The sequence below is a fragment of the Flavobacterium sp. ACN6 genome, from assembly GCF_002304005.1.
Lineage (GTDB): Bacteria > Bacteroidota > Bacteroidia > Flavobacteriales > Flavobacteriaceae > Flavobacterium.
Map to the genome: position 1 here is coordinate 14,770 of NZ_MRCQ01000022.1, position 21,542 is coordinate 36,311.

Below are 21,542 nucleotides of genomic sequence, written 5' to 3' on the forward strand. Positions count from 1 at the left end.
TTTTAAAAATATTTATTAAGACAGAATATCTGAAAGATTTATAATTTTTAAAATGATAGCTATAGAAAGTTAAATTGTTTTTAAAAGCTATTTTAATTTATTTCTTAAGATAAAATAAAGAAATGTGTATTAAGACTATGACTTGTTTTTGAGATCTAAATTTTACGAAAATAGATGGAAGGTTTAGTTACTATTTTTTGATAATGAAAACCAAAATAAGTCAGTTTGATAAAATAATAAGTGAGTATTTTTTATTGATGGTTTTTTGAAGAGCGGAATCGATCGAGATGCACATTTTACTCACTGTACTTAGACGCACTGCAGTGCGTTTCTACAAATTGCTGGAAACTACACAGAATCTTTGTCAAAGTTGTTTACATTGACAAAGTTAATTAAACACAATCTTGTCATTTCAAGGAAAAAGAAACGACAAACTACACGATTTACTCAAAATAAACCACTATTTAATCAAACTATTTAAACCAAAAAAACTATGAAATTTTTTATTGATACCGCTAATCTTCAGGATATTCAAGAAGCGCAGGCATTAGGCGTTTTAGACGGCGTAACAACCAATCCATCTTTAATGGCAAAAGAAGGAATTAGCGGAAAAGATAATATTCTAAAACATTATTTGAATATTTGTAATATTGTAGAGGGCGATGTTTCTGCCGAGGTAATTTCAACCGATTTTGACGGAATGATACGAGAAGGCGAGGAGCTTGCTGCACTTCATCCGCAGATTGTGGTGAAACTGCCTATGATTGGCGATGGCATAAAAGCTTGTAAATACTTTTCTTCTAAAGGAATTAAAACCAATGTAACTTTAGTATTTTCTGCTGGACAAGCTTTATTAGCGGCAAAAGCTGGAGCGACTTATGTTTCTCCATTTTTAGGACGTTTAGATGATGTTTCGACAGACGGAATGCATCTGATTGAAGAAATTAGAGAAATCTACAATAATTATAATTATCAAACACAAATATTATCTGCCTCAATAAGACATACTATGCATATTGTAAACTGTGCAAAAGTAGGGTCGGATGTAATGACGGGACCACTTTCGGCAATAAAAGGATTATTAAAACATCCGTTAACCGATATTGGTTTAAAACAATTTGTTGAAGATGCTAAAAAGATGAATCTTTAATAAATTCCATTTTTGTACAATTTTAAACTCCCTTTCAGTCATTTGAAACGGAGTTTTTTTAATTGAAAGCGACTGATTATTTCTGGATTCATGTTTCTAAGAAACAATAAAAAAATCTATTTCAAATTCTCCATAAGTGTTTTCAAAAAAGCAATAACGGCCTTTTTCTCATATACTTCTTTCAAAGAAATCAGCATTGCAGTTCGTGTCATATTTTGTCCTTTTATCGGAATAGCAAATAAATCTTTTTCATTTTCGACTGTTGTTTTGGTTAAGATCGTATGCCATTTTCCCGTTTTAATTAATTCAAGCAAAGTCGGAATATCGTTTATTTCAATTGTGACTTTTGGGTGAAGTTTGTCTTTTTCAAAAGCCTTATTAATAAACTGCGTGGTACTAAAACCGCTCGACGGAAGCGCTAGCGGCAAGGAACTAACTTCTTTTAAAGAAATACTTTTTTTATGAATTAAAGGCGTTTCAGACGAGGTTACCAAAGCCATTGGAGAAGTAAATAATTCCCTGTATTTGAAATGAGCCTCGGAAGCGATTTCTTCAAAAGTCAAAATTACATCGAGTTCGAAATAATTCAGTTTTTGAATTAATTCCTGCGAAGTTCCAAATACAATTTCGAATTGAATTTTAGGATATTCTGAACTAAATACAATCAAAGCTTTTGTAACCACATGACGCAATGCATACGTAACACCAATTGCAATTTTTCCTGTTTCAAGATTATTCAAATCTTTTAAAAGTTCGAAACCGTCAGCAGCTTTATTAACCGATTGCTGTGCGTAAACAGAAAATAAATCTCCCGCTTCAGTCAAACCAATTCGTTTACCGATTCTATTAAAAAGCGGTACTTGCAGTTCATCTTCCAATTGTTTAATTTGTTGTGATAAAGTGCTTTGGCTAATATGTAATGCAGATGCTGCTTCGGTGAAATTCAATAATTCCTTTGCTTTAAGAAAATATTTGAGTTGTCTGAGTTCCATTTATAAATCGGTTTTAGCGATTGATTTTATCGAAAAATAAGGTTTTACAAATATAGAAATTCTTAAGAACTTTGTGTTGTTATAAAATTAGCGCAAGAACAAAATGAAAATCATAGCTTTACAAGAAGGAAATTATATTGCAGATTCTAAAAAAGAATTCAAACTTATTACAGAAAAAACGACCGATCCTGGACTCAAAATGGCGATTCAGCCTTTTCTGGTTATTACAGATCATGATGTTATTTTACTTGATTTTGGTCTAGGATTTGTAAATGATGGAATTCCATTTATTCATCAAATCTTAAGAAAAAATAATATTGAGCCAGAACAAATTACAAAAATTTTGGTTTCGCATTTACACAAAGATCATATAGAAGGAATTGGTTACTTTGAGAATGGTAATTTGGTTCAAAATTTTCCTAATGCAACGATTTACATTCAAAAAAGAGAAATAGATTTTGCTTTAGAACAAATCAATAATCCGTCTTATGTTTTTGAAATATTAAGTGAATTGGAAAAACTTCCGAATGTTGAATTACTAGATTCTGACAGCGGAAAAATTACCGATGAAATTTTCTATGAAGTTTCGGCTGGACATACCAAATTCCATCAAGTTTTTTGGATCAAAGCCAACGATGAAATTGTATTTTACGGCGCTGACGATTTACCTCAAAAAGTATATTTGTCAATGCACGTAGCCTACAAAACAGATTTTGACGGAAAGCGCGCCATGGAATCACGTAAAAAATGGGAGCTGCAGGCTAAAGAAGAGAATTGGAAAGTACTTTTGTATCATGATATGAAGATGCCTGTTTTAGAGTTTTAGGGGGAGAAAGAAGAAAGAGAATAGAATAAAGAGAATAGAATAAAGAGAATAGAATAAAGAGAATAGAATAAAGAGAATAGAATAAAGAGAATAGAAGAAAGAAGTAAGATAATAGAATAAAGATGAGAGATTTAGAATTAATTCCGGCTTTGATTATTTATGGTTCGCTGGCGCCGGGGGAATCAAATCATTCGGTTATGGATCCGATAAAGGGAGAGTGGAAAAAAGCAAGTATTAAAGGAAAACTGAAAGAAGGAGGCTGGGGTTCTTCTTTAGGTTATAATGGTTTTATTTCTGTAAATCCTGATGAAGCAGAAACAATTAATTGTTATGTTCTTTTTTCTAATGATCTAACTGAGAATTGGGATTATCTCGACGAATTTGAAGGTGACGGTTATATTCGAATTCAAGCAGAATACGAACTCGAAAGTGGTCAAAAGGGAATTGGGTTTATTTATGCTTTAAAACAATAAAGTCAAAAGATTCAGATTAATTAATTTAGTCTGATTTTTTTTTTCTTTGAAAATAATACAAACAAAACGCTTCTCACTTTTTCCTCTAATGAAGAACGCAGAATAGAAAAGGCTTTAGTAATTTGAGCTTCAACGGTTTTTATAGAAACATCTAGATGCTCTGCAATTTCAATATTGGTTAAACCTTCTTTTTTACTCAAAATAAAAACCTCTTTGCATTTTGGAGGCAGATTTTGAATTTCCTTGTTTACAGCATTCAGAACTCTCTGAAAAGCTTCTGAATCATCTTCCTGAACAATTCCGTTCAAAGCATCGTAATACGACTTTTCTAAAGAAAACAGAGATTGATTTTTTCGATATAAATCGATGAACTCATTATAAGTTAATTTGTAGAGAAAACTCTTTAAAGCGTGATCCGATTTTAATCTCGTGCGCTGTTCCCAAACCTTGATAAAAACATTTTGAACAATGTCTTCGGCACTGTAAACATTTTTTACCAAACTGTTGGCGTATACGCAAAGTTTATGATGATAAGTATCGATTAGATAGCTGTACGCCATTTCATCTCCATTTCTAAGAGACTCAATTAGTGTATCATTATCGTGGTAATCATCGGTTTTCATAGAAACAAATATATAAATTAATAGTTTTTAGGATCTAAATCGGCGTTTTTTTAATAAAAAATAAGTCCTTTTAGCATTTTCTATTTGAAAATTATTACAAATAAAACAGGTCAAAATCGCAAAGATAAAAACATTTACTCTTTAATCTCTATCAAATTAGTAGAATTTATTAAGGGAAAAAACTTGTGGAAAATAAAAAAATCATCAAAATGAAAAAAACTTTATCAAATTGTTAGGGTTTTGTTTTTTTGCTTCGTAATAATATTAAAAACAACTAAAATGACAGTGAAAAAATCAGAACGGTTAATCGTTAAATTTATCACAAATCAGGCAAGTCAGGAAGAAATTGAAACACTGACAGAATGGTTAAAAGAGGATGAAAACCGAATTGTGTTTAAGGATTTTATAAAAACCAATTACGCAGTGGATAGCGTTATGAACTCTTTTGATTCTACTGAAGTTAGAAAACAACTTTCAGAAAGAATTCAAAAAGAAAATAATGTTTTTAGAAAAAGAAGATTTTCATCGTATTTTAAATATGCAGCGATTTTAATTGTGGCTTTGGGCGGGTTTTATTTTTATAAAAATTCAGATGCTCCTCAATCCAAACAAAATAGTGTTATTCCGAGAGAAGATGAAATTGTATTGCAGCTTGGCAGCGAATCGCAGACTCTTAATCCAAATGAAGCACGAAATGTAATCGATAAAGACGGAAATGTAATTGGAAAACAGGAAAAAAACAGATTGGTTTATTCTAAATCGTATGCAGAAGGAACTGCAGTTTACAATACAATTAGAATTCCGTACGGTAAAAAGTTTGAAGTACAATTATCAGATGGAACTTTGGTGTATTTAAACGCTGGAACATCATTTCGATATCCAGTGCAGTTTATAAAAAATCAAAACCGACAAGTTTATCTGCTTGGAGAAGGTTATTTTGAAGTAGAAAAAGACAAAATGCACCCGTTTCTAGTGAATACGCAGAATGTAAATGTTGAGGTTTTGGGAACTAAGTTTAATGTGGATACCTATACTGAAAATAGAAGCACAGATGTTGTTTTGGTGGATGGGAAAGTGTCGCTTTATAAAGATGAGAAAACGAAAGAAAATCCCGTTTATTTAAAACCTGGAGAAAAAGGTTCAAATATAAAAGGCCAATCGGTAATTAGCACGGAACAAGTCAATACAGATTATTATACAGCTTGGGTAAAAGGAAGTCTGGTATTTAAAAATGCTTCTTTTGATGATATTATCAAAAAGCTGGAACGTCATTACAATGTGACTTTCATTAACAGAAATAAAATGCTGGGAAAAGAAATTTTTAACGCCCGCTTTGATAATGAACCAATTGAAGTGGTTCTGAAATATTTCAGCGATAGTTATGCCATAAATTATATTATTGACAGAGATAGAATTACGATTAAATAGAATTAAAAAATTAAAAATTAAAAATTAAAAATTAAAAAAATCCTTTATAATCTAAAATCAACAATCTAAAATCAATAATTTAAAATAAATATAAGCGCCTATGTAACAGCAATCCAAAAATGAAAAGGATCGTTATTTATAAAAAAACCGGAAAATGCGCCAACATTTCCCGGTAGAGTAAATGCGGTCAGTTAATTAACCAACCAACATTAAAAAAACATTTTAAAAGTATGAAAAAACTATTGAACAGAATCAGGTTCGACAAGCCTTTTTTGAAATTTGATTTGAAGATGAAATTGACCACATTATTTTTATTCACCGCCTTAACAATAATGCACGCCGGAACCAGTTATTCGCAAAAAGCTAAAATTTCTTTCAGCGCTAATAATATGACTGTTGCAAAAGCTATTGAAAAGCTAGAATACACGACCAACTATAGATTTGTTTACAATGTTAGATCTGTAGATTTAAACAGGATCATTACTATTAATGAAAGTAATGTTGCTATTGAAACACTATTAAATACCATTTTTGGAAATACGGGAACTGATTACAAAGTTTCTGGAAACCATATTGTTCTTATGGCGAAAAAAGCGCCAGAAGGCAAGCAGACAATGAAAGCCGAGGCAGATTTTATTGTAAAAGGTAGAGTTACAGACGAAAAAGGAATGCCTTTAGTTGGTGCCGCAATTTCTGATAACGGTTCAGGAAGAGGTGTACAAACAGATTTTAATGGAGAATATCAGATAATTACCGTAAGCAGTGAAACTACATTGGCATTTGCTTATTTAGGATATGTAAGACAAGAAATTAAAGTTGAAGGAAGAAGCGTTATCAACGTTGTTTTGAAAGAAGATGTTTTGGAATTAGAAGGACTTGTTTTAAAAACAGGTTATCAGGACATTAGTGCAGAAAAAGCAACAGGATCTTTTTCTAGTTTAAAAGCAAAGGATTTCCAAGAGCAGCGTTTAAATAGTTTAGACAAAATTTTAGAAGGACGTATCGTTGGATATCAAGATGGAAAAATTCGTGGTACAACTACTATGACAGGTGTAAGTGCGCCTTTATATGTAATTGATGGATTTCCGGTAGAGAATACAAAATTAACTCCGTATGCGAGTATAGAAGAAAATTTACCTAATCTGAATTTAGAAGATATTGAAACTATTACAGTTTTAAAAGATGCCGCAGCTTCTTCGATCTATGGTGCACGTGCAGCAAATGGAGTTGTGGTTATTACCACTAAAAAAGCAAAAGCAGGAAATACAACTATTTCCTTTTCAAGTAATTTAACAGTTACGCCTTATAGAAATTACACAGGAAACTTAACAAATTCAGCAGATATTATTGGTTTAGAAAGAGGATGGGCAGATGGAAATCCTAATTTAAAAACGGCTAATGCAAGTACTTATGCACAGTCAATGCTAAATAATGCTGTATTTACAAGTTTAGGAATGCAGACTATTTTAAACGGTTATGCCGGCAATATTTCGCAGGCAGAAATGAATGGTCGTTTAGATCAACTGGGTTCTCAAGGTTACAAATATTTTGATGATATTGCACGATATGCAAAACGCGATCAGTATTTTCTACAGCACAATCTTAGTTTGGGTAAAGCAACAGAAACAAATAGCTTTAATGCTTCTTTGACATACAAAAGCAATCAGCTTGAAGATATTTATTCTGAAAACGAAACAGTTGGTCTTAACTTAAAAAACTCAACACAAATTAACAGCTGGTTGTCTTTAGATTTAGGATCTTACACCAATTTTGGTACAGGAGATACGCAGAGTTATTTTGCTTCAAATCCTAATTTTACTTCGGGACCTGGATTTAAATATCAGCCGTATAATCAATTGGTTAATAATGATGGAACTAATTTTGTTTCTACGCCAGAATCTCGCTACAATGCTTTTACGCTAAATTCTATCAAAAATTATGGTCTTTATGATATGAATATTACGCCAATGGACGAGTTTGGAAGAAATTTAGTTGAAAGTAAAAATTTCTTAAACAGAACATTTGCCAAGGTTAATATAAAATTCAGTAATGCCTTTACATACAATGCTATGTTTCAATACGAATTTGGTTCAGATCGCCAAAGTCAGTTATTTGATAAAGACTCGTATTACGTAAGAAGTAAGGTAAATGGTATGGTAACAATTGCAAATAACAGAGCAGTTTATAATTTGCCTTACGGAGATATTGTAAAAAATACAGAGCAGATTACAAATGCTTATAATTTCCGTCAGCAGTTAAATTTCAATCAGACTTTTGCTGACAAGCATGATTTTTCTGCCATTGCAGGTATGGAAATTCGTCACAGTAAGTTACAATTTAATATTAATACACGTTACGGATATGATGCTCAGACCTTAGGTTTTACGCCGATAAATCAGTCAGATCTTCTTAAAGTTTACGGAAGTGTGTTTAGTGGATATATGATACAAGACGAATTTTCATTAGAAAAAGAATTATTAAATCGTTACGTTTCTCTTTATGGAACAGGAGGTTATACATATGATAAAAAGTATTCAGTATCTGGAAGTTTAAGATGGGATCGTTCGAATCTTTGGGGAACAGACAGTGAATATCAAAATAAGCCTACATGGTCAGCTGGAGCAGGATGGAATATCGATAAAGAATCATTCTTTACAGCTTCATGGGTAGATGCGCTTAAAGTTCGTGTTTCTTATGGTATTGGTGGAAATATTGCTAAAGATTCTGCACCGTATTTAACAGCTTATTATAATTCTAATCCAAATGTTGGAGGAAATCAGGGAACAGTTCGATCAAGACCAAATCCAGAATTATCTTGGGAAAAAACTACTACAACCAACGTTGGTTTAGATTTCTCACTCTTCAACAGCAGATTAGGAGGAACTGTAGATCTTTATAACAAAAAAGGAGAAAATTTATTAGCAAGCAGTCAAGGAATTCCAACAGAAGGATGGGGCTATTCTACCTATAAAATCAATAACGGAGAAATGACTAACAAAGGTATCGAAGTTAGTTTAAGAGGAACAATTGTTAAAACACCTTCATTCTCTTGGGACGCAGCAGTTTTATATGCTTACAACAAAAACAATGTCGATTATGTAAATGTAAAAGCACCTGTTTATTACTTACAGTTGGATCAAGCACAGTCTTTTCCAAGAGTAGGTACCAACTTTAATTCTATTTATGGTTACAAATGGGCAGGATTAAGCAGTACAGGAATTCCTCAGGTTTATGATGCTTCAGGAACTGCGGTAAAATACAATCCAGGACAATTGGAAGCGATTGATGATTATGGCTCAACAGTTCCTACACACAGTGGTTCATTCCATACTTCAGCTAATTATAAGAATTTCTCGCTTTCGGCTCTTTTCATTTATGAGTTAGGACATAAGGTAAGAAATAGTTTTCTTCCAATGTTAGCCAACAATTATAATGGTGCTGCAGGAGGTTATGTAACAGATATTACAGTTGTAAACAATCATATTGCAGATCGTTGGATGCAGCCTGGTGACGAAGCTTTTACAAATGTCCCTAGAGCAGTTTATGAATATGATCCAGAATTTAATTCAGATTCCCGTACAATTTATTCGTATGCAGATATCAATATTTTGGATGCATCAAATTTGAGACTAAGCAACATTTCGTTAGCGTACCAAATGCCAAGTGCACTTATTAAAAAAGTAAAACTAGACGGCGTACGTTTCAACTTAAACGCAGAAAACGTTTACACTTTTGCAAAGAGCAGAGATGCTAAGTTTATTTTAGGCGGTTTCACTTCTCCAAGTTTTGTTTTAGGTGTAAATGTTAATTTCTAATTTATAAAGGACTAGACGATGAAAAATATATATAAAAAGATAGCGTGCTTATTAGCTTTAGGAGCAACATTAGTCTCTTGCGAAGATTATTTGAGCGATGTTCCAAAAGGATCAAAATCACCAACAACATTAGCAGATTATGAAGCTTTTTTACGTGACGAATACACCAATCATAGAGTTGATATTACTGGCGCTTCACAATTATTAAATGACCAATATGTAACTGTGGCCTCTCTAGCAAGTAATAGATTGTATAATGCCAATTATATGTGGGACGAAAATGCCGATCGTATTGCATTGAAGGTTTCAGATGAAACGGCGTATTATGCCAGCTATCAAGGAATTTCTACTTTTAATTTAATTATCGAAAATGCATTAAGTACAACTAAAGCAACAGAAGCAGAACAAAGAATAGTTTGGGCAGAAGCAAAAGTACTGCGTGCCATGAATTACTTTAATCTGGTTAATTTTTATGCAGATACTTATGTAGCTTCAACAGCTTCAACAAAATTATCAGTTCCCTTAATTACGAGTGCAAATATTAATGCGCCAAGCAAACAAGTCACAATTCAAGAATTGTACGATTTTATTTTGAATGATGTTAAAGAAGCGCTGCCTTATTTGCCAAAAGTTTCTCAGACAGCTTTACATCCAAATTTAGGCACAGGTTATGCATTTTATTCAAGAGTTTATCTGCAAATGAATAATTATACAGAAGCGTTAAAATATGCAGATTTGGCATTAGCAGAAAACAATAAATTGTTTGATTGGATTGGATATTACAATACCAATAAAGCAGTTATCGATGTTCCGAATTCTTATACTGCCACAACTTCTCCTATGGGATTTAATTATGTAGAAAATTATAATTATCGTCACGGTATTACAAATAATTTATCGACAGAAAATAGTATTCCAGTAGAACGCGCACAGCGATTTGAAGCTGGAGATGCACGTTTTATATCTCGTTGGAAAATTTACACTGTTGGTGCCGAAACGTATTACAGAAGAACTTTGTCTGGCTTTTTTAACTTCGGAGGGATCACAACTGTAGAAGTGTATTTGATTAAAGCAGAATGTCTGGCTCGCGATAATAAAATTAGCGAGGCGCTGGGAGTTTTAAATACAGTACGTAAAACGCGTATTCTGCCAGCTTCTTATCAAGATATATCTACTACAGATCAGGCCACTGCATTGAGAGCTATTTTTAGAACAAAAAGTAATGAACTTACTAATACCTTGATTGCTTTTGCAGACGCACGCCGTTTAAATGCCGAGGGTGTTTATAAAGTAAGTTTTACCAAAACAGCAAACGGGAATACTTACACATTAGCATCAGATTCTCATTTATGGACAATGCCATTTCCTCAAGGTGCTACACAAAACCCAGGAAACGGAACAATTACACAAAATGTAGCTAAATAATGAATTAAAAAACTTCCTGATTAGGAACTCCGAAAAGGAAGTTTTTTTTAAATATCAATCAAAAAAATGAAAGCAATTAAATATAAAATAGCAGCATTATCAATCTGTTTGTTTTTAATTTCAAACAACGGTACTGCTCAAAAGAAAAAAACTGCAGTTCCAGCGGCGACGGCTTATTCTATTGAAGGAAATATTACGGGTCTTCAAGATGGAACAACTGTACAATTAGTTCCTGGCGCAACACATTCTTCTGAATTACCAGTTGCAGAAACAACAGTTAAGGAAGGCAAATTTGCTTTCACAGGAAAATTAAATGAACCGAGATTTTTTTATTTAGTGTTTGGAAAAAACAAGGGCTACATTAATTTAATAGCCGAAAATGCTAAAATAAAAGTTACAGCAGATGCATCAGTTTCAAATCAGGAAGATGAACGAATCAGTTTTAAAAATGAAGTTATTACAGGATCTAAATCGAATGATTATTTTAAAAAGGAAACTGCTTTTAAAGAAGAATTAAACAAAGATTACGAAGCTTATCATAAAGGTACTGAAGAACTGGCAAAATTATATTCTAAGGCGAGAACTACCGGCAATAAAAAAGTAATGGATTCTATTGCTAATACTCCAGAATGGAAAAAATTTGAAGCAGATGAAAAAGCATTCTTTGCTAAAGTAGAAAAAAGTACAACAGATGTTATAACAAAACACAAAGCAACTTGGTGGGGACCGTTTTTTATGATAACTCAATTCAGTTATTTTACGCCCGACCAAAAACCTCTTTTTGAGCAATTTTCAGAAACGGCTAAAAAAAGTTATTACGGACAATTGGTTGACAAAGACTTGAATCCTACATCGCTAATTGGGACAAGTGTTGCTAATTTTAATTTGAAAGATGCAGCCGGAAAAGCGTATACAGCTAAAGATATTGTGGCTGGAAAAAAATACATTCTAATTGATTTCTGGGCTTCGTGGTGCGCGCCTTGCCGCAAGGAAATTCCAAATCTTAAAACCGCTTATTCTGAATATGCAGAAAAAGGATTTGAAATTTTAAGTATCTCAATTGATAAAGATGAAAAGGCTTGGCAAAAAGCTTTAGGTCAGGAAAATATGCAGTGGCACAATCTTTTAGATGATAACAAAGTAAGTAAATCATTTAACGTAAAAACAATTCCAGCAACGTATTTAGTTGATAGTAAAGGTGTAATTATCGGCGACAATTTAAGAGGTGCAGATTTGGAAGCGAAATTAAAAGAATTATTGAAATCTTAATTTGAAATTAAAAATTGAGAATTAAAAATTAAAAAAATACGTTGAGTAGTAGGGCTCTGTTTGTTTTAATAATTGAAACGTCTTTTTTAAAGCAAGCAGATCTATGTCTCTATGTGTTCAAATAAAAAATAACAACAAAAATTATAACATGAAAAGTACAATCTTAAAATCTGGTTTGTCTGCCTTAGCGCTGATGGCCGTGCTTTCTTCCTGTTCAAAAAAAGAAGAAGGATTTATTATTAACGGTACAATTGCCGGATTAGATAAAGGAACTGTTTATCTGGAAAATACAGATGAAAAAGGAAACAAAAAAATAGCAGATTCTGCCCAAATCAATAAAGAAGGAGCTTTTACTTTTGCGGGAAAAGTTTCAGAACCATTATTATATACCATTAAATTAAAAGGAGAAGAATATGGTGCATTTTTTCTTTTAGATAATGAAGAAATAAAAGTAGAAGCCAAAAAAGATTCTATTTTTAAGGCTAAAGTCAGCGGCGCCGCGCAAAACGATATTTACAAGTCGTACTACGATAACGAATTCAAAAAAATACAAAAGATTGCTGGGCCAATTTATAAATTATCTGATTCTTTACAACAAAATGGTAAAGTAAAATTGACTGCTGAACAGCAAACGATGATGGATAAAAAATGGAAAGATCTTCAAACTCTGGCTGATGATTTAACCGATAAATTTATCAAAAAAAACAAAGATAAAGTTGCTGCCGCTTTAGTAATTAATGACCGAATTGTATCATACGGAACTCCAGAACAAGTAAAATCGTACTATGTTGTTTTATCTCCAGAAATACAAAAATCAGTTTACGGAAAACAGTTAAAAGAATCAATCGATCTTAATGAGAAAACAGCTGTTGGCGTTGCTGCTCCAGAATTTTCTCAGACTGATGTAAACGGAAAAGTGGTTAAACTGTCTGATTATAAAGGGAAATATGTTTTAGTAGATTTCTGGGCAAGCTGGTGCGGTCCATGCCGAAAAGAAAATCCGAATGTAGTTTTGGCTTACAAAACGTATCATGATAAAGGTTTTGATGTTTTGGGAGTTTCATTAGATGATAAAAAGAAACTTTGGGAAAAAGCAATTGAAAAAGACGGATTAACTTGGACACACGTTTCTGATTTAAAAGGATGGCAAAACGAAGCTGCCATCTTATACGGTGTAAAAATGGTTCCAACGAACTATTTAATTGGACCTGACGGTAAAATCTTAGCCAAAAATCTTAGAGAAGCTGAACTTCAATCGAAACTGAAAGAAATTTTTAGTAAATCATAATTATTTAGTCACAGTATTCAGTCTCAGTCTCAGTCTCAGTATTCAGTATTCAGTCTCAGTTTCGGTCTCAACAAAACTGAGACTGAATACTGAATACTGTGACTGAAAACTAAAAAAGCGACTGAAAACTAAAAAAAAATCTCAATTAAAAAAAATGAAAAAATACATCTTTCTGGGCTATTGCTCCTTAGCATTCTGTACGCTGATTTCAGCGCAGAATAAATCGGTTAACTTTAAGAAAGTAAAAGAGTTAGGCGGGATAGAGGAATATTTATATCAGCCAAACGGTATGAATGTACTTCTTTTGCAGGACAATGCTTCTCCTGTTGCCACTGTACAAATTGTATATCGTGTAGGTTCCAAACATGAAGTTTTGGGAAACACAGGATCTACGCATCTTTTAGAACATTTAATGTTTAAAGGAACTCCGACTTTCAACAAAAAAAATGGAAATACAATTACAGATGTACTCCAGAATACGGGAGCACAGTTAAATGCAACTACTTGGTACGATCGTACAAATTATTTTGAAACACTGCCTAGCGATAAAATCGAACTTGCAATTCAGATCGAAGCCGACAGAATGCGTAATTCTCTTTTGACAAAAGAAGATAAAGAGGCAGAAATGACGGTTGTTCGTAACGAATTTGAAAGAGGCGAAAACAACCCGAATGCGTTACTAGATAAAGAAATATGGGCTTCGGCTTACATCGCGCATCCGTATCATCATTCCACAATTGGGTGGAAATCTGATATTGAAAAAGCACCAATCGAAGTATTGAAAAATTTCTACAATACCTATTATTGGCCGGATAACGCTACTTTGACTATTATTGGCGATTTCAAAAAAGAAAATGTTTTTGAATTGATCGAAAAGTATTTTGGCCAAATTACAAAAGCGCCAAAAGAAATGCCTCAGCCTTATACAGAAGAGCCTCAGCAATATGGTGCACGTAAAATTATAGTTAGAAAACCGGGTGAACTTGGCGTTGTAAACAAAGCGTACAAAATTCCGGGAGCTTTAAATGAAGATCTTCCGGCGCTGAACATTTTGGCTCAAATTATTGGATCAGGACCTTCGGCGATTTTGAGTAAAACTTTTGTAGACACTCGTTTAGGAATTTACGCAAGCGCACGCGCAACTAATTTTAAAGAAGTTGGACTTTTTACTATTAGTGTTGGTTTTCCAGTCACTTCAAAACATGAAGATATCGATGCAAAAATCAGCGAAGTTGTGGCTAAAATTCAAAAAGAAGGTGTAACACAGGATGAGGTAAATAGAGTTGTGGCAAAAATTAGTGCACAGACTATTTTAGCTAGAGATGGATCTGGGGTAATTGCATCGGCATTAAACGAAGCAATTGCTTCTGGCGACTGGACAGATTATATTACGGGTGTTGACAGACTGAAAAAAGTAACTCCTGCAGATGTGCTTCACGTTGCACAGAAATACTTGGTAGAAGATCAAAGTACAACAGGATATTTTATTCCGAAGCAATCTGGTTCTCAAAATGCCACTGCTGCAAATGCGACTAAATTCACCGAACAAAATGGTCCGTTTTATTATAGACATCCAGAAAATGAACAGGGTCACGAAGAAAGCGCTGCTAGTTCATCTTTAATAAAAAATACATCAGAAGAAATAACTTCTGCAGAAAGTTTAATCGAAAAATCAGCATCAGCATTCAAAAGAGAAAAAGTATCTGGAATTGATGTTGTTTCGGTAAAAACTTCAGCAAAAGATTTTGTTACCGTTGCTGCGAGTATTTCGCTCGGAAATTATGCAAGCGAAACTAAAAACGATGTTATTCCGGCTTTAACAGCGTCAATGTTATCCAAAGGAACAACGCTAAACGACAAATTTAAATTTTCAGAAAAACTGCAGAAATTAGGCGTTTCTTTAAATGTTAATGCTTCAACTTTCAAAATAAATATTGGATTCAAATGTTTGAAAAAAGATCTAGATCAGGTAATTGCTTTATTGGCAGAAGAATTGAGAAATCCGTTGTTTGATGTAAAAGAATTTGAAAATTTAAAACAGCAGTTTATTGGAAACACGCAGCAGAGTTTAAATGATCCTGGGGAAAGGGGAGATATTGCGTTGTCTCAGGCTATTTATCCAAAAACAAATCCAAATTACAGTTTAAGTGTTGAAGATAATATTGCCAATATTAAAAATGCAGCATTAGATGAGGTTAAAGCTTTCCACAAAAAATATTTTGGAACAGCATCAATGCGTCTGGTAATTGTAGGAGATACCGATGGAGCGAACTTAAATGCTTCATTAAAAAAATCATTTAAAAACTGGAATGGCGGTGTTACAGAAAAACTAAAATTTGAAGAAGCTTCAAAATCTGGTGCAAAAACAGAAGTAATTACGATTCCAGAAAAACCAAGTGCAGAATTATACATCGGTCAGTTTACAGGCTTAAAAAGAGCCGACGCCGATTATATTCCGTTTTTTATTGGAAATTATACTTTAGGAGCTGGTTTCGCTGGACGTTTAATGCAGACTGTTCGTGATAATGACGGTTTAACCTATAGTATTTCATCTGGTTTAGGCGGTAATATAGAAACAGGCGGTTATTGGTTTGTAAATGCATCTTTCAATCCGGGATTATTTCAAAAAGGTCTAGACGCTACAATGGTTCAGGTGGATAAATGGGTAAAAGAAGGAATTACGGCTGCCGAATTAGAGAACAAGAAAACCAATTTAATCGGAAGTTTTAAAGTGGGAATGTCAACTACAAGCGGAATGGCGAGAACCATTTTGAGTTTTATAGAAAGAGGTTTAGAACCAAATTACATTGACCAATATCCAAAAGATATCGAAAAAGCAACTTTACAGCAGGTAAATGATGCGATTAAGAAATACATTCAATTGGATAAAATGATTGTTGTAAAATCTGGCTCTCTAGATCAAAATGGAGCACCGTTGAAATAGTTTTCAGTATTCAGTCTCAGCTAGGAAGCCAACTTTGTCAAAGTTTTAAACTTTGACAAAGTTATACTCTGCGACTGCGACTGCGACTGCGACTGCGACTGCGACTGCGACTGCGACTGCGACTGCGACTGCGACTGCGACTGCGACTGCGACTGCGACTGCGACTGCGACTGCGACTGCGACTGCGACTGAAAACTAAAACCAACAATTTTTAATAGTCGTCTTTCATTACTTCATTTTAGAATCTGAATTAGTAAGCCATTTTCTATGAAAGACCAAAAGAGCTGTCTGCCAACAGCTCTTTTTTTTAATCCGAAACCAAAAACGATGAAAAATATCCTAATTACATTACTGTTATTTCTTTCAGGAAGTATGTCTGCACAAATGTACAATCCTGTAAAGTGGTCAACATCAGTAGAAAAAATAGCAGACAAAGAATATGTTTTAAAAGCTCAGGCGGTTATACAATCCGGCTGGCATTTATACGGACAATATATTGAAGAAGGCGGGCCTTCGAGAACTGCTTTCACTTTCAAAAATACCAATAAAAATTTTCAGCTTATCGGAAAAACAACAGAAGAAAAAGGGCATGAAGTAGTAGACAAAATCTTCGACATGAAAATTAAATATTTTGAAGATAAAGCACTGTTTACGCAGAAGATCAAATTTACTTCAGATCAAATTTCGAATGTTGCAGGCGAAGTTGAATTTATGGTTTGCGATGACAGCAATTGTTTACCGCCAACATCAGAAGAATTATCCTTTAAAATTCCGAAAGACAATAAATTAACTGTTGCAGAAAGTACAGTTGTAAAAGAAGATTCAGTAATTAAAGAAGAAAAAACGATTGTAAAGGCAGAAGAAAAAACTCCAAAAGTACTAGTTGATTCTCAAAAGAAAAATGAATCAAGAGGTTTGTTAAATATTTTTATTATTGCTTTTTTATCTGGTTTTGCGGCCTTATTAACGCCTTGTGTTTTTCCGATGATTCCCATGACGGTAAGTTATTTTACCAAACAAAGTAAAACGAAAGCAGCCGGAATTAGAAACGCCCTGATTTACGGAATTTCAATCGTAATTATTTATGTTTTATTAGGTTCAATTGTAACGGCAATTTTTGGTGCCGATTCTTTAAATGCGCTTTCAACAAATGTATGGTTCAACTTGATTTTCTTTATTTTATTGGTTGTTTTTGCCTGTTCATTTTTAGGAGCTTTCGAAATTATGCTTCCAAATGCATTAGCGAATAAAGTCGATTCGCAGGCCGATAGAGGAGGGCTGATTGGAATTTTCTTTATGGCTTTGGCTTTAGCAATTGTATCATTTTCATGCACGGGTCCGATTGTTGGAACATTATTAGTTGAAGCAGCTTCAAAAGGCGGAATTGCCCCAATTGTTGGGATGTTAGGTTTCTCTATCGCAATTGCGTTACCGTTTTCATTATTTGCAGCATTTCCAGGCTGGTTAAATGCGCTGCCAAAATCGGGCGGATGGTTGAATACAGTGAAAGTAGTTTTGGGATTTTTGGAATTGGCTCTTGCTTTTAAATTTTTATCCAATGCCGATTTAGTACTGCAGTTACATTGGTTAGAAAGAGAAGTTTTTCTTGCGATTTGGATTGCCGTTTTTGGAATGTTAGCTTTTTATTTATTTGGAAAAATTACTTTACCTCATGATTCGCCGCTAAATCATATTTCAGTTGGAAGATTAGGTTTCGGATTAATCGTTCTAAGTTTTACAATTTATCTAATTCCCGGACTCTGGGGCGCGCCATTAAAGTTAATCAGCGGATTTCCACCGCCGATGCAGTACAGCGAATCTCCAAACGGACTAGGGGTTTTGGGTAATTCCGAATTAAAAATAACAGGCTCACTGCCAGAAGGAGCAGAGCATGGACCGCAGAATATAATCACATTCCATGATTATGATAAAGGAATGGAATTTGCCAAAAAAGCGGGAAAACCAGTTTTGCTAGATTTTACCGGATATGCTTGTGTAAACTGTAGAAAAATGGAAGAATTGGTTTGGTCAGATCCGAAAGTGCTGGGAATTCTGAATAACGATGTCGTTTTGATTTCCTTGTATGTGGACGACAAAAAAGAACTGCCGGAAAATGAGCAATATGTTTCCGAAACCACAGGAAAAAAAATTAAAACAATCGGCAACAAATGGAGCGATTTACAAATCAAGACTTACAAGGCAAATGCACAGCCGTTTTATGTAATTGTAGATCATAATAGTGAAAGTTTGGCTGAGCCATCGGCTTATAATCCTGATATTGAAGAATATTACGCTTGGCTTCAAAGCGGGATTCAGAAATTTAAAAAATAATATTATTGCTATAAAAGAAGCTCCAAAATTTGATTTTTGGAGCTTTTTTTCAAACGGATAATTTGTGTTTAATTAATTCTATTTTTCCATATGATATTTAGGATCAATGGCTAACAATAATTTTTTAAAGAGCTGGATCAAACGACTTCTTATAGAGTTGAGAATAAGTGTTATGGCATCAAAGTTTTCTACTTCTTTTTTTGTTTTGATTGCTATAATATTGCTGATTATCGAGATTCCGTCGCTTACAATTAGTAAATTCATCACTGCTGTTACAAACCAATTAAAGTTGTAATTAAGTCCTTTGCTCATTAAGGCCAAAGCAGTTGGAATTAATAAGACAGCTAGCTTTGAAACAAAACCTACCGCTAATTTTTTGAAAGTAAAACGATTGTTTAATACTATAGTTTTAATAACCCCCAAAAAAGTATCCATTATCATTGGACTATACTATAAAAAAAACAGCTCCAATTAGTGGTAATGTTAATCTTAAATCATATTTAGAATTGGATGAATTTACTCCTTCAAATACTACCTTTTTTGATGTGAAAGAAATAAAGAATATTTTGTTTTCCAAAAGTCATTCTGAAGAAGTATATAATTTTTTTAATGAATCAGTGGATCACTATATTAAAGAGGGAAAAGGTTTTAATGTTTTAGGAAAAGTTTCAAATAAAGATAAGTTACTTCTACTTTGTTTGAGCGAGACAGAACAATTTGCGGTGATATTCATAATGAACAAAAATAACGAAATCATAGATTCAAAATTTATTATTGTTGGTGATCCAGCAATTAATGAAAGTATATTTGATTTTGTGGAAGATTAAAATTCAAATTTGTATTAGTAAGTGAAATTATTTTAATTGTTTTAATCTTTTAAATAAGTACAAAATTTGATTTAATAATGTATTTTCGTATAAAATATAAATGAGAAATTTAGTGTTAATACTTGCTTTTGTATTAGTCTCGTGTAATCAGAAACAGGAACAACCAAAGGTTAGCAAAATTAGATCTTCAAATCAAAATAGCATTCATAAAAATGAATCTAAAAAGTTTGTAATCAATAATTATATGGTGAAAAGGATTATGATTTTTCTGGTGTACAAGTCAATTACAATATTGGGAAATTTATTTTCAATAAAAATTATAATGAATTTATTATTGATTCAGCTTTAGATGGAGATATATCATATCAAAGATTGAAAGATTATTTGCCAGATCAATATGAAGATGATAAGGACATTATTCGTTTATCTAATTATGTTTTTTCACTTCAAAAAAACAGTGGTTACTTATGTATTGCTCTTTTTAGGAGAGTTGAAAAAGATAAATGGAAATGTAAAGATTTGAAAAGACTTGAAAAATATTCTGAATTAGGTGACTATAATTATATTTAGGAGAAGGAAAAATTGTCAGCTACGCATACAATACAAAAGAAGGAAATTCATGTTTTGCAGTTGTTATTGATAAAGAAAATTCAGCTGGAAAATATGATAAAATTTTAAAAGCTGTAAAATTCGATTTGGTAAATGAAAAAATTATTGAAATTGATTTAAATAAAGAAAAGATAGAATGTCTTCCTGAAATGAGTGATGAGTAAAACTTTTCTATAAAATAGCGTAATGTTTGTGAAAGAAAAACTCTAGTAATCAAATCGCTAATTTGGATACTTTAACTAAAAAAATGAGGATAGAAATATAAAATCAATGAAAAAATTAATTTTATTAATAACAATTCTTTTGTTCTCCTGTCAAAAAAAAGAATCTAAAGTAATAGAAAAAAACAACAATAAAGAATTAGAAAAGGGAGAATATTTTGAGCCTTACACAAAAAAAGAAAGCTTTGTATTAAAATATAAAACAGATACTCTGAATTTGTTTTACGATGGAAATCAGTTAAAAAGGGTAGAAAAAGTTTTTTTTAGTGAAAGCTATGATGGAGACGGGACTTCAAGCTATGAAAGAACTGGTTATCATATTAACAAAGAAAATTTAATGGATGCTAATGCTTATATTACTGATACTTTTGCAGTTCATACTATTTCTGATTATCCCATTAAATATGAAGAACGTCTTGAGTTTTATAGAAAGAATTATAAGTTTAGCTATATGTCTTTTGATGGTAAAAAAATAAGTAATTACTTTAAAAGAACTGAAAATCCATCAAACGGATATATGTATGATCTTTTATCAATGGATATTTTACTAAGCAAAGTTGATTTTCCTATTGAAAAAATACCTAAGTCATTATATGATACTAAAATTGTTAATGATGAGGTTTATGCAGGTCAAGATTCCTTAAAAGTTTATGAAGTGACAAATACAAATAATTATAAAACAATTTCATCCAGTATTCCTTTTAGATATTTAAGAGATATAAAAGTTGTTAAAGTTGGTAGTGTTTTAAAATATTTTGCAAAAATTTCGCTGACTGAGGGTAAAAAATATATAAATCTCAAAGAAATTGAAAGCATACAAGTTTCTGATCCTCGTGAAGAAGGAGATAGATTTGTTACAGCTCCAAAAGGATTAGAATTGTACAGTAATTTAGATGGTGGCAATATTTTGGGAAGAAATATTTTTTAATTACCGTAATCCCTAGGCGAGGGAGAATTGAATTGATATCAGATTCTTCTGATTATATATATATAAATGGTAAAAAAGGTAGTTTGGTGAATATCAGATATTATGATAAAGAAGGTGAAAGTTTTGAGGGAATTGTCTTTAGTGGTTATTTATCAATAAACAAACCAATATAATTAACTAATAAATTAATTTGTTTTTTTTTTATTAATGAAAGAGTCAAAATATTTTTTTGGTTTTTAATCTTCCAGATCGTAGCCATATATTAAGGATCAAGAACAAATCTTGGGGAGGAAATGTCAAAATAAAATAAGAGATTTGCGCTATAAGAATTTAAGATGGATCCTATAGAGCTTTTAAAATTTATGCTTCCTGATTTTTTAGTCGACCATTTTG

The 21,542-nt window shown here is 32.6% G+C and carries 16 protein-coding genes; 13 read left to right on the top strand and 3 right to left on the bottom strand.

Features of this window, described 5'->3' with window-relative positions; translation table 11 throughout:
- The first annotated feature begins 493 nt into the window (after window positions 1–493).
- Window positions 494–1,150 carry a fructose-6-phosphate aldolase gene (gene fsa, locus BSF42_RS21760; RefSeq protein ID WP_095955203.1) on the top strand — a complete coding sequence of 219 codons (657 nt, stop codon included), beginning with the start codon at window positions 494–496 and terminating at the stop codon, window positions 1,148–1,150.
- A 116-nt stretch (window positions 1,151–1,266) separates the two neighbouring features.
- On the opposite strand, the gene BSF42_RS21765 is transcribed toward fsa, so the two are convergent.
- On the bottom strand, window positions 1,267–2,142 hold the full coding sequence (locus tag BSF42_RS21765) for a LysR substrate-binding domain-containing protein (RefSeq protein ID WP_095955204.1): 876 nt from the start codon (window positions 2,140–2,142) through the stop codon (window positions 1,267–1,269).
- A 103-nt stretch (window positions 2,143–2,245) separates the two neighbouring features.
- Between BSF42_RS21765 and BSF42_RS21770 the strand changes: the two genes are divergently transcribed.
- The gene (locus tag BSF42_RS21770) at window positions 2,246–2,968 is read left to right on the top strand and encodes an MBL fold metallo-hydrolase (protein WP_095955205.1); all 723 of its coding nucleotides are present in this window, start codon (window positions 2,246–2,248) and stop codon (window positions 2,966–2,968) included.
- A 122-nt stretch (window positions 2,969–3,090) separates the two neighbouring features.
- Window positions 3,091–3,441 (top strand): gamma-glutamylcyclotransferase family protein, encoded by a 351-nt coding sequence (locus tag BSF42_RS21775; RefSeq protein ID WP_095955206.1) that lies wholly within the window; start codon window positions 3,091–3,093, stop codon window positions 3,439–3,441.
- A 20-nt stretch (window positions 3,442–3,461) separates the two neighbouring features.
- Here BSF42_RS21775 and BSF42_RS21780 read toward each other — a convergent pair whose 3' ends face one another.
- Window positions 3,462–4,064, bottom strand: coding sequence for an RNA polymerase sigma factor (locus tag BSF42_RS21780; protein ID WP_095955207.1), 603 nt, complete (start codon window positions 4,062–4,064; stop codon window positions 3,462–3,464).
- 279 nt (window positions 4,065–4,343) lie between these two features.
- On the opposite strand from BSF42_RS21780, the gene BSF42_RS21785 reads away from it, so the two are divergent.
- The 8 genes from BSF42_RS21785 to BSF42_RS21820 all read left to right on the top strand — a co-directional run bounded on the left by BSF42_RS21785 (window position 4,344) and on the right by BSF42_RS21820 (window position 18,564).
- Window positions 4,344–5,492, top strand: a complete 1,149-nt coding sequence (locus BSF42_RS21785; protein ID WP_095955208.1) for a FecR family protein — start codon at window positions 4,344–4,346, stop codon at window positions 5,490–5,492.
- Window positions 5,493–5,722: 230 nt separating this feature from the next.
- Window positions 5,723–9,307: a SusC/RagA family TonB-linked outer membrane protein gene (locus tag BSF42_RS21790; protein ID WP_095955209.1), complete on the top strand. Its 3,585-nt coding sequence runs from the start codon at window positions 5,723–5,725 to the stop codon at window positions 9,305–9,307.
- Window positions 9,308–9,325: 18 nt separating this feature from the next.
- Window positions 9,326–10,732 (top strand): RagB/SusD family nutrient uptake outer membrane protein, encoded by a 1,407-nt coding sequence (locus BSF42_RS21795; RefSeq protein WP_095955210.1) that lies wholly within the window; start codon window positions 9,326–9,328, stop codon window positions 10,730–10,732.
- 66 nt (window positions 10,733–10,798) lie between these two features.
- On the top strand, window positions 10,799–12,001 hold the full coding sequence (locus BSF42_RS21800; protein WP_095955211.1) for a TlpA disulfide reductase family protein: 1,203 nt from the start codon (window positions 10,799–10,801) through the stop codon (window positions 11,999–12,001).
- A 148-nt stretch (window positions 12,002–12,149) separates the two neighbouring features.
- Entirely contained in the window at window positions 12,150–13,289 is a 1,140-nt protein-coding gene (locus BSF42_RS21805) for a TlpA disulfide reductase family protein (RefSeq protein WP_172426741.1), read from the top strand.
- A gap of 154 nt (window positions 13,290–13,443) precedes the next feature.
- Window positions 13,444–16,233, top strand: coding sequence for a pitrilysin family protein (locus BSF42_RS21810; protein ID WP_095955213.1), 2,790 nt, complete (start codon window positions 13,444–13,446; stop codon window positions 16,231–16,233).
- Window positions 16,234–16,285: 52 nt separating this feature from the next.
- Window positions 16,286–16,432 (top strand): pyridoxamine 5'-phosphate oxidase, encoded by a 147-nt coding sequence (locus BSF42_RS21815; RefSeq protein WP_095955214.1) that lies wholly within the window; start codon window positions 16,286–16,288, stop codon window positions 16,430–16,432.
- Between the two features lie 128 nt (window positions 16,433–16,560).
- Window positions 16,561–18,564: a thioredoxin family protein gene (locus BSF42_RS21820; RefSeq protein WP_095955221.1), complete on the top strand. Its 2,004-nt coding sequence runs from the start codon at window positions 16,561–16,563 to the stop codon at window positions 18,562–18,564.
- 78 nt (window positions 18,565–18,642) lie between these two features.
- Here the strand turns inward: BSF42_RS21820 and BSF42_RS21825 are convergent, their stop codons facing one another.
- Window positions 18,643–18,999 carry a phage holin family protein gene (locus BSF42_RS21825; protein ID WP_253251135.1) on the bottom strand — a complete coding sequence of 119 codons (357 nt, stop codon included), beginning with the start codon at window positions 18,997–18,999 and terminating at the stop codon, window positions 18,643–18,645.
- A 5-nt stretch (window positions 19,000–19,004) separates the two neighbouring features.
- Here BSF42_RS21825 and BSF42_RS21830 point away from each other — a divergent pair, with 5 nt between their 5' ends.
- Complete coding sequence (locus BSF42_RS21830; RefSeq protein WP_095955216.1) at window positions 19,005–19,391, top strand: hypothetical protein; 387 nt, start codon at window positions 19,005–19,007, stop codon at window positions 19,389–19,391.
- Between the two features lie 879 nt (window positions 19,392–20,270).
- Window positions 20,271–21,149, top strand: a complete 879-nt coding sequence (locus tag BSF42_RS21845) for a hypothetical protein (protein WP_095955219.1) — start codon at window positions 20,271–20,273, stop codon at window positions 21,147–21,149.
- Window positions 21,150–21,542 lie beyond the last annotated feature (393 nt).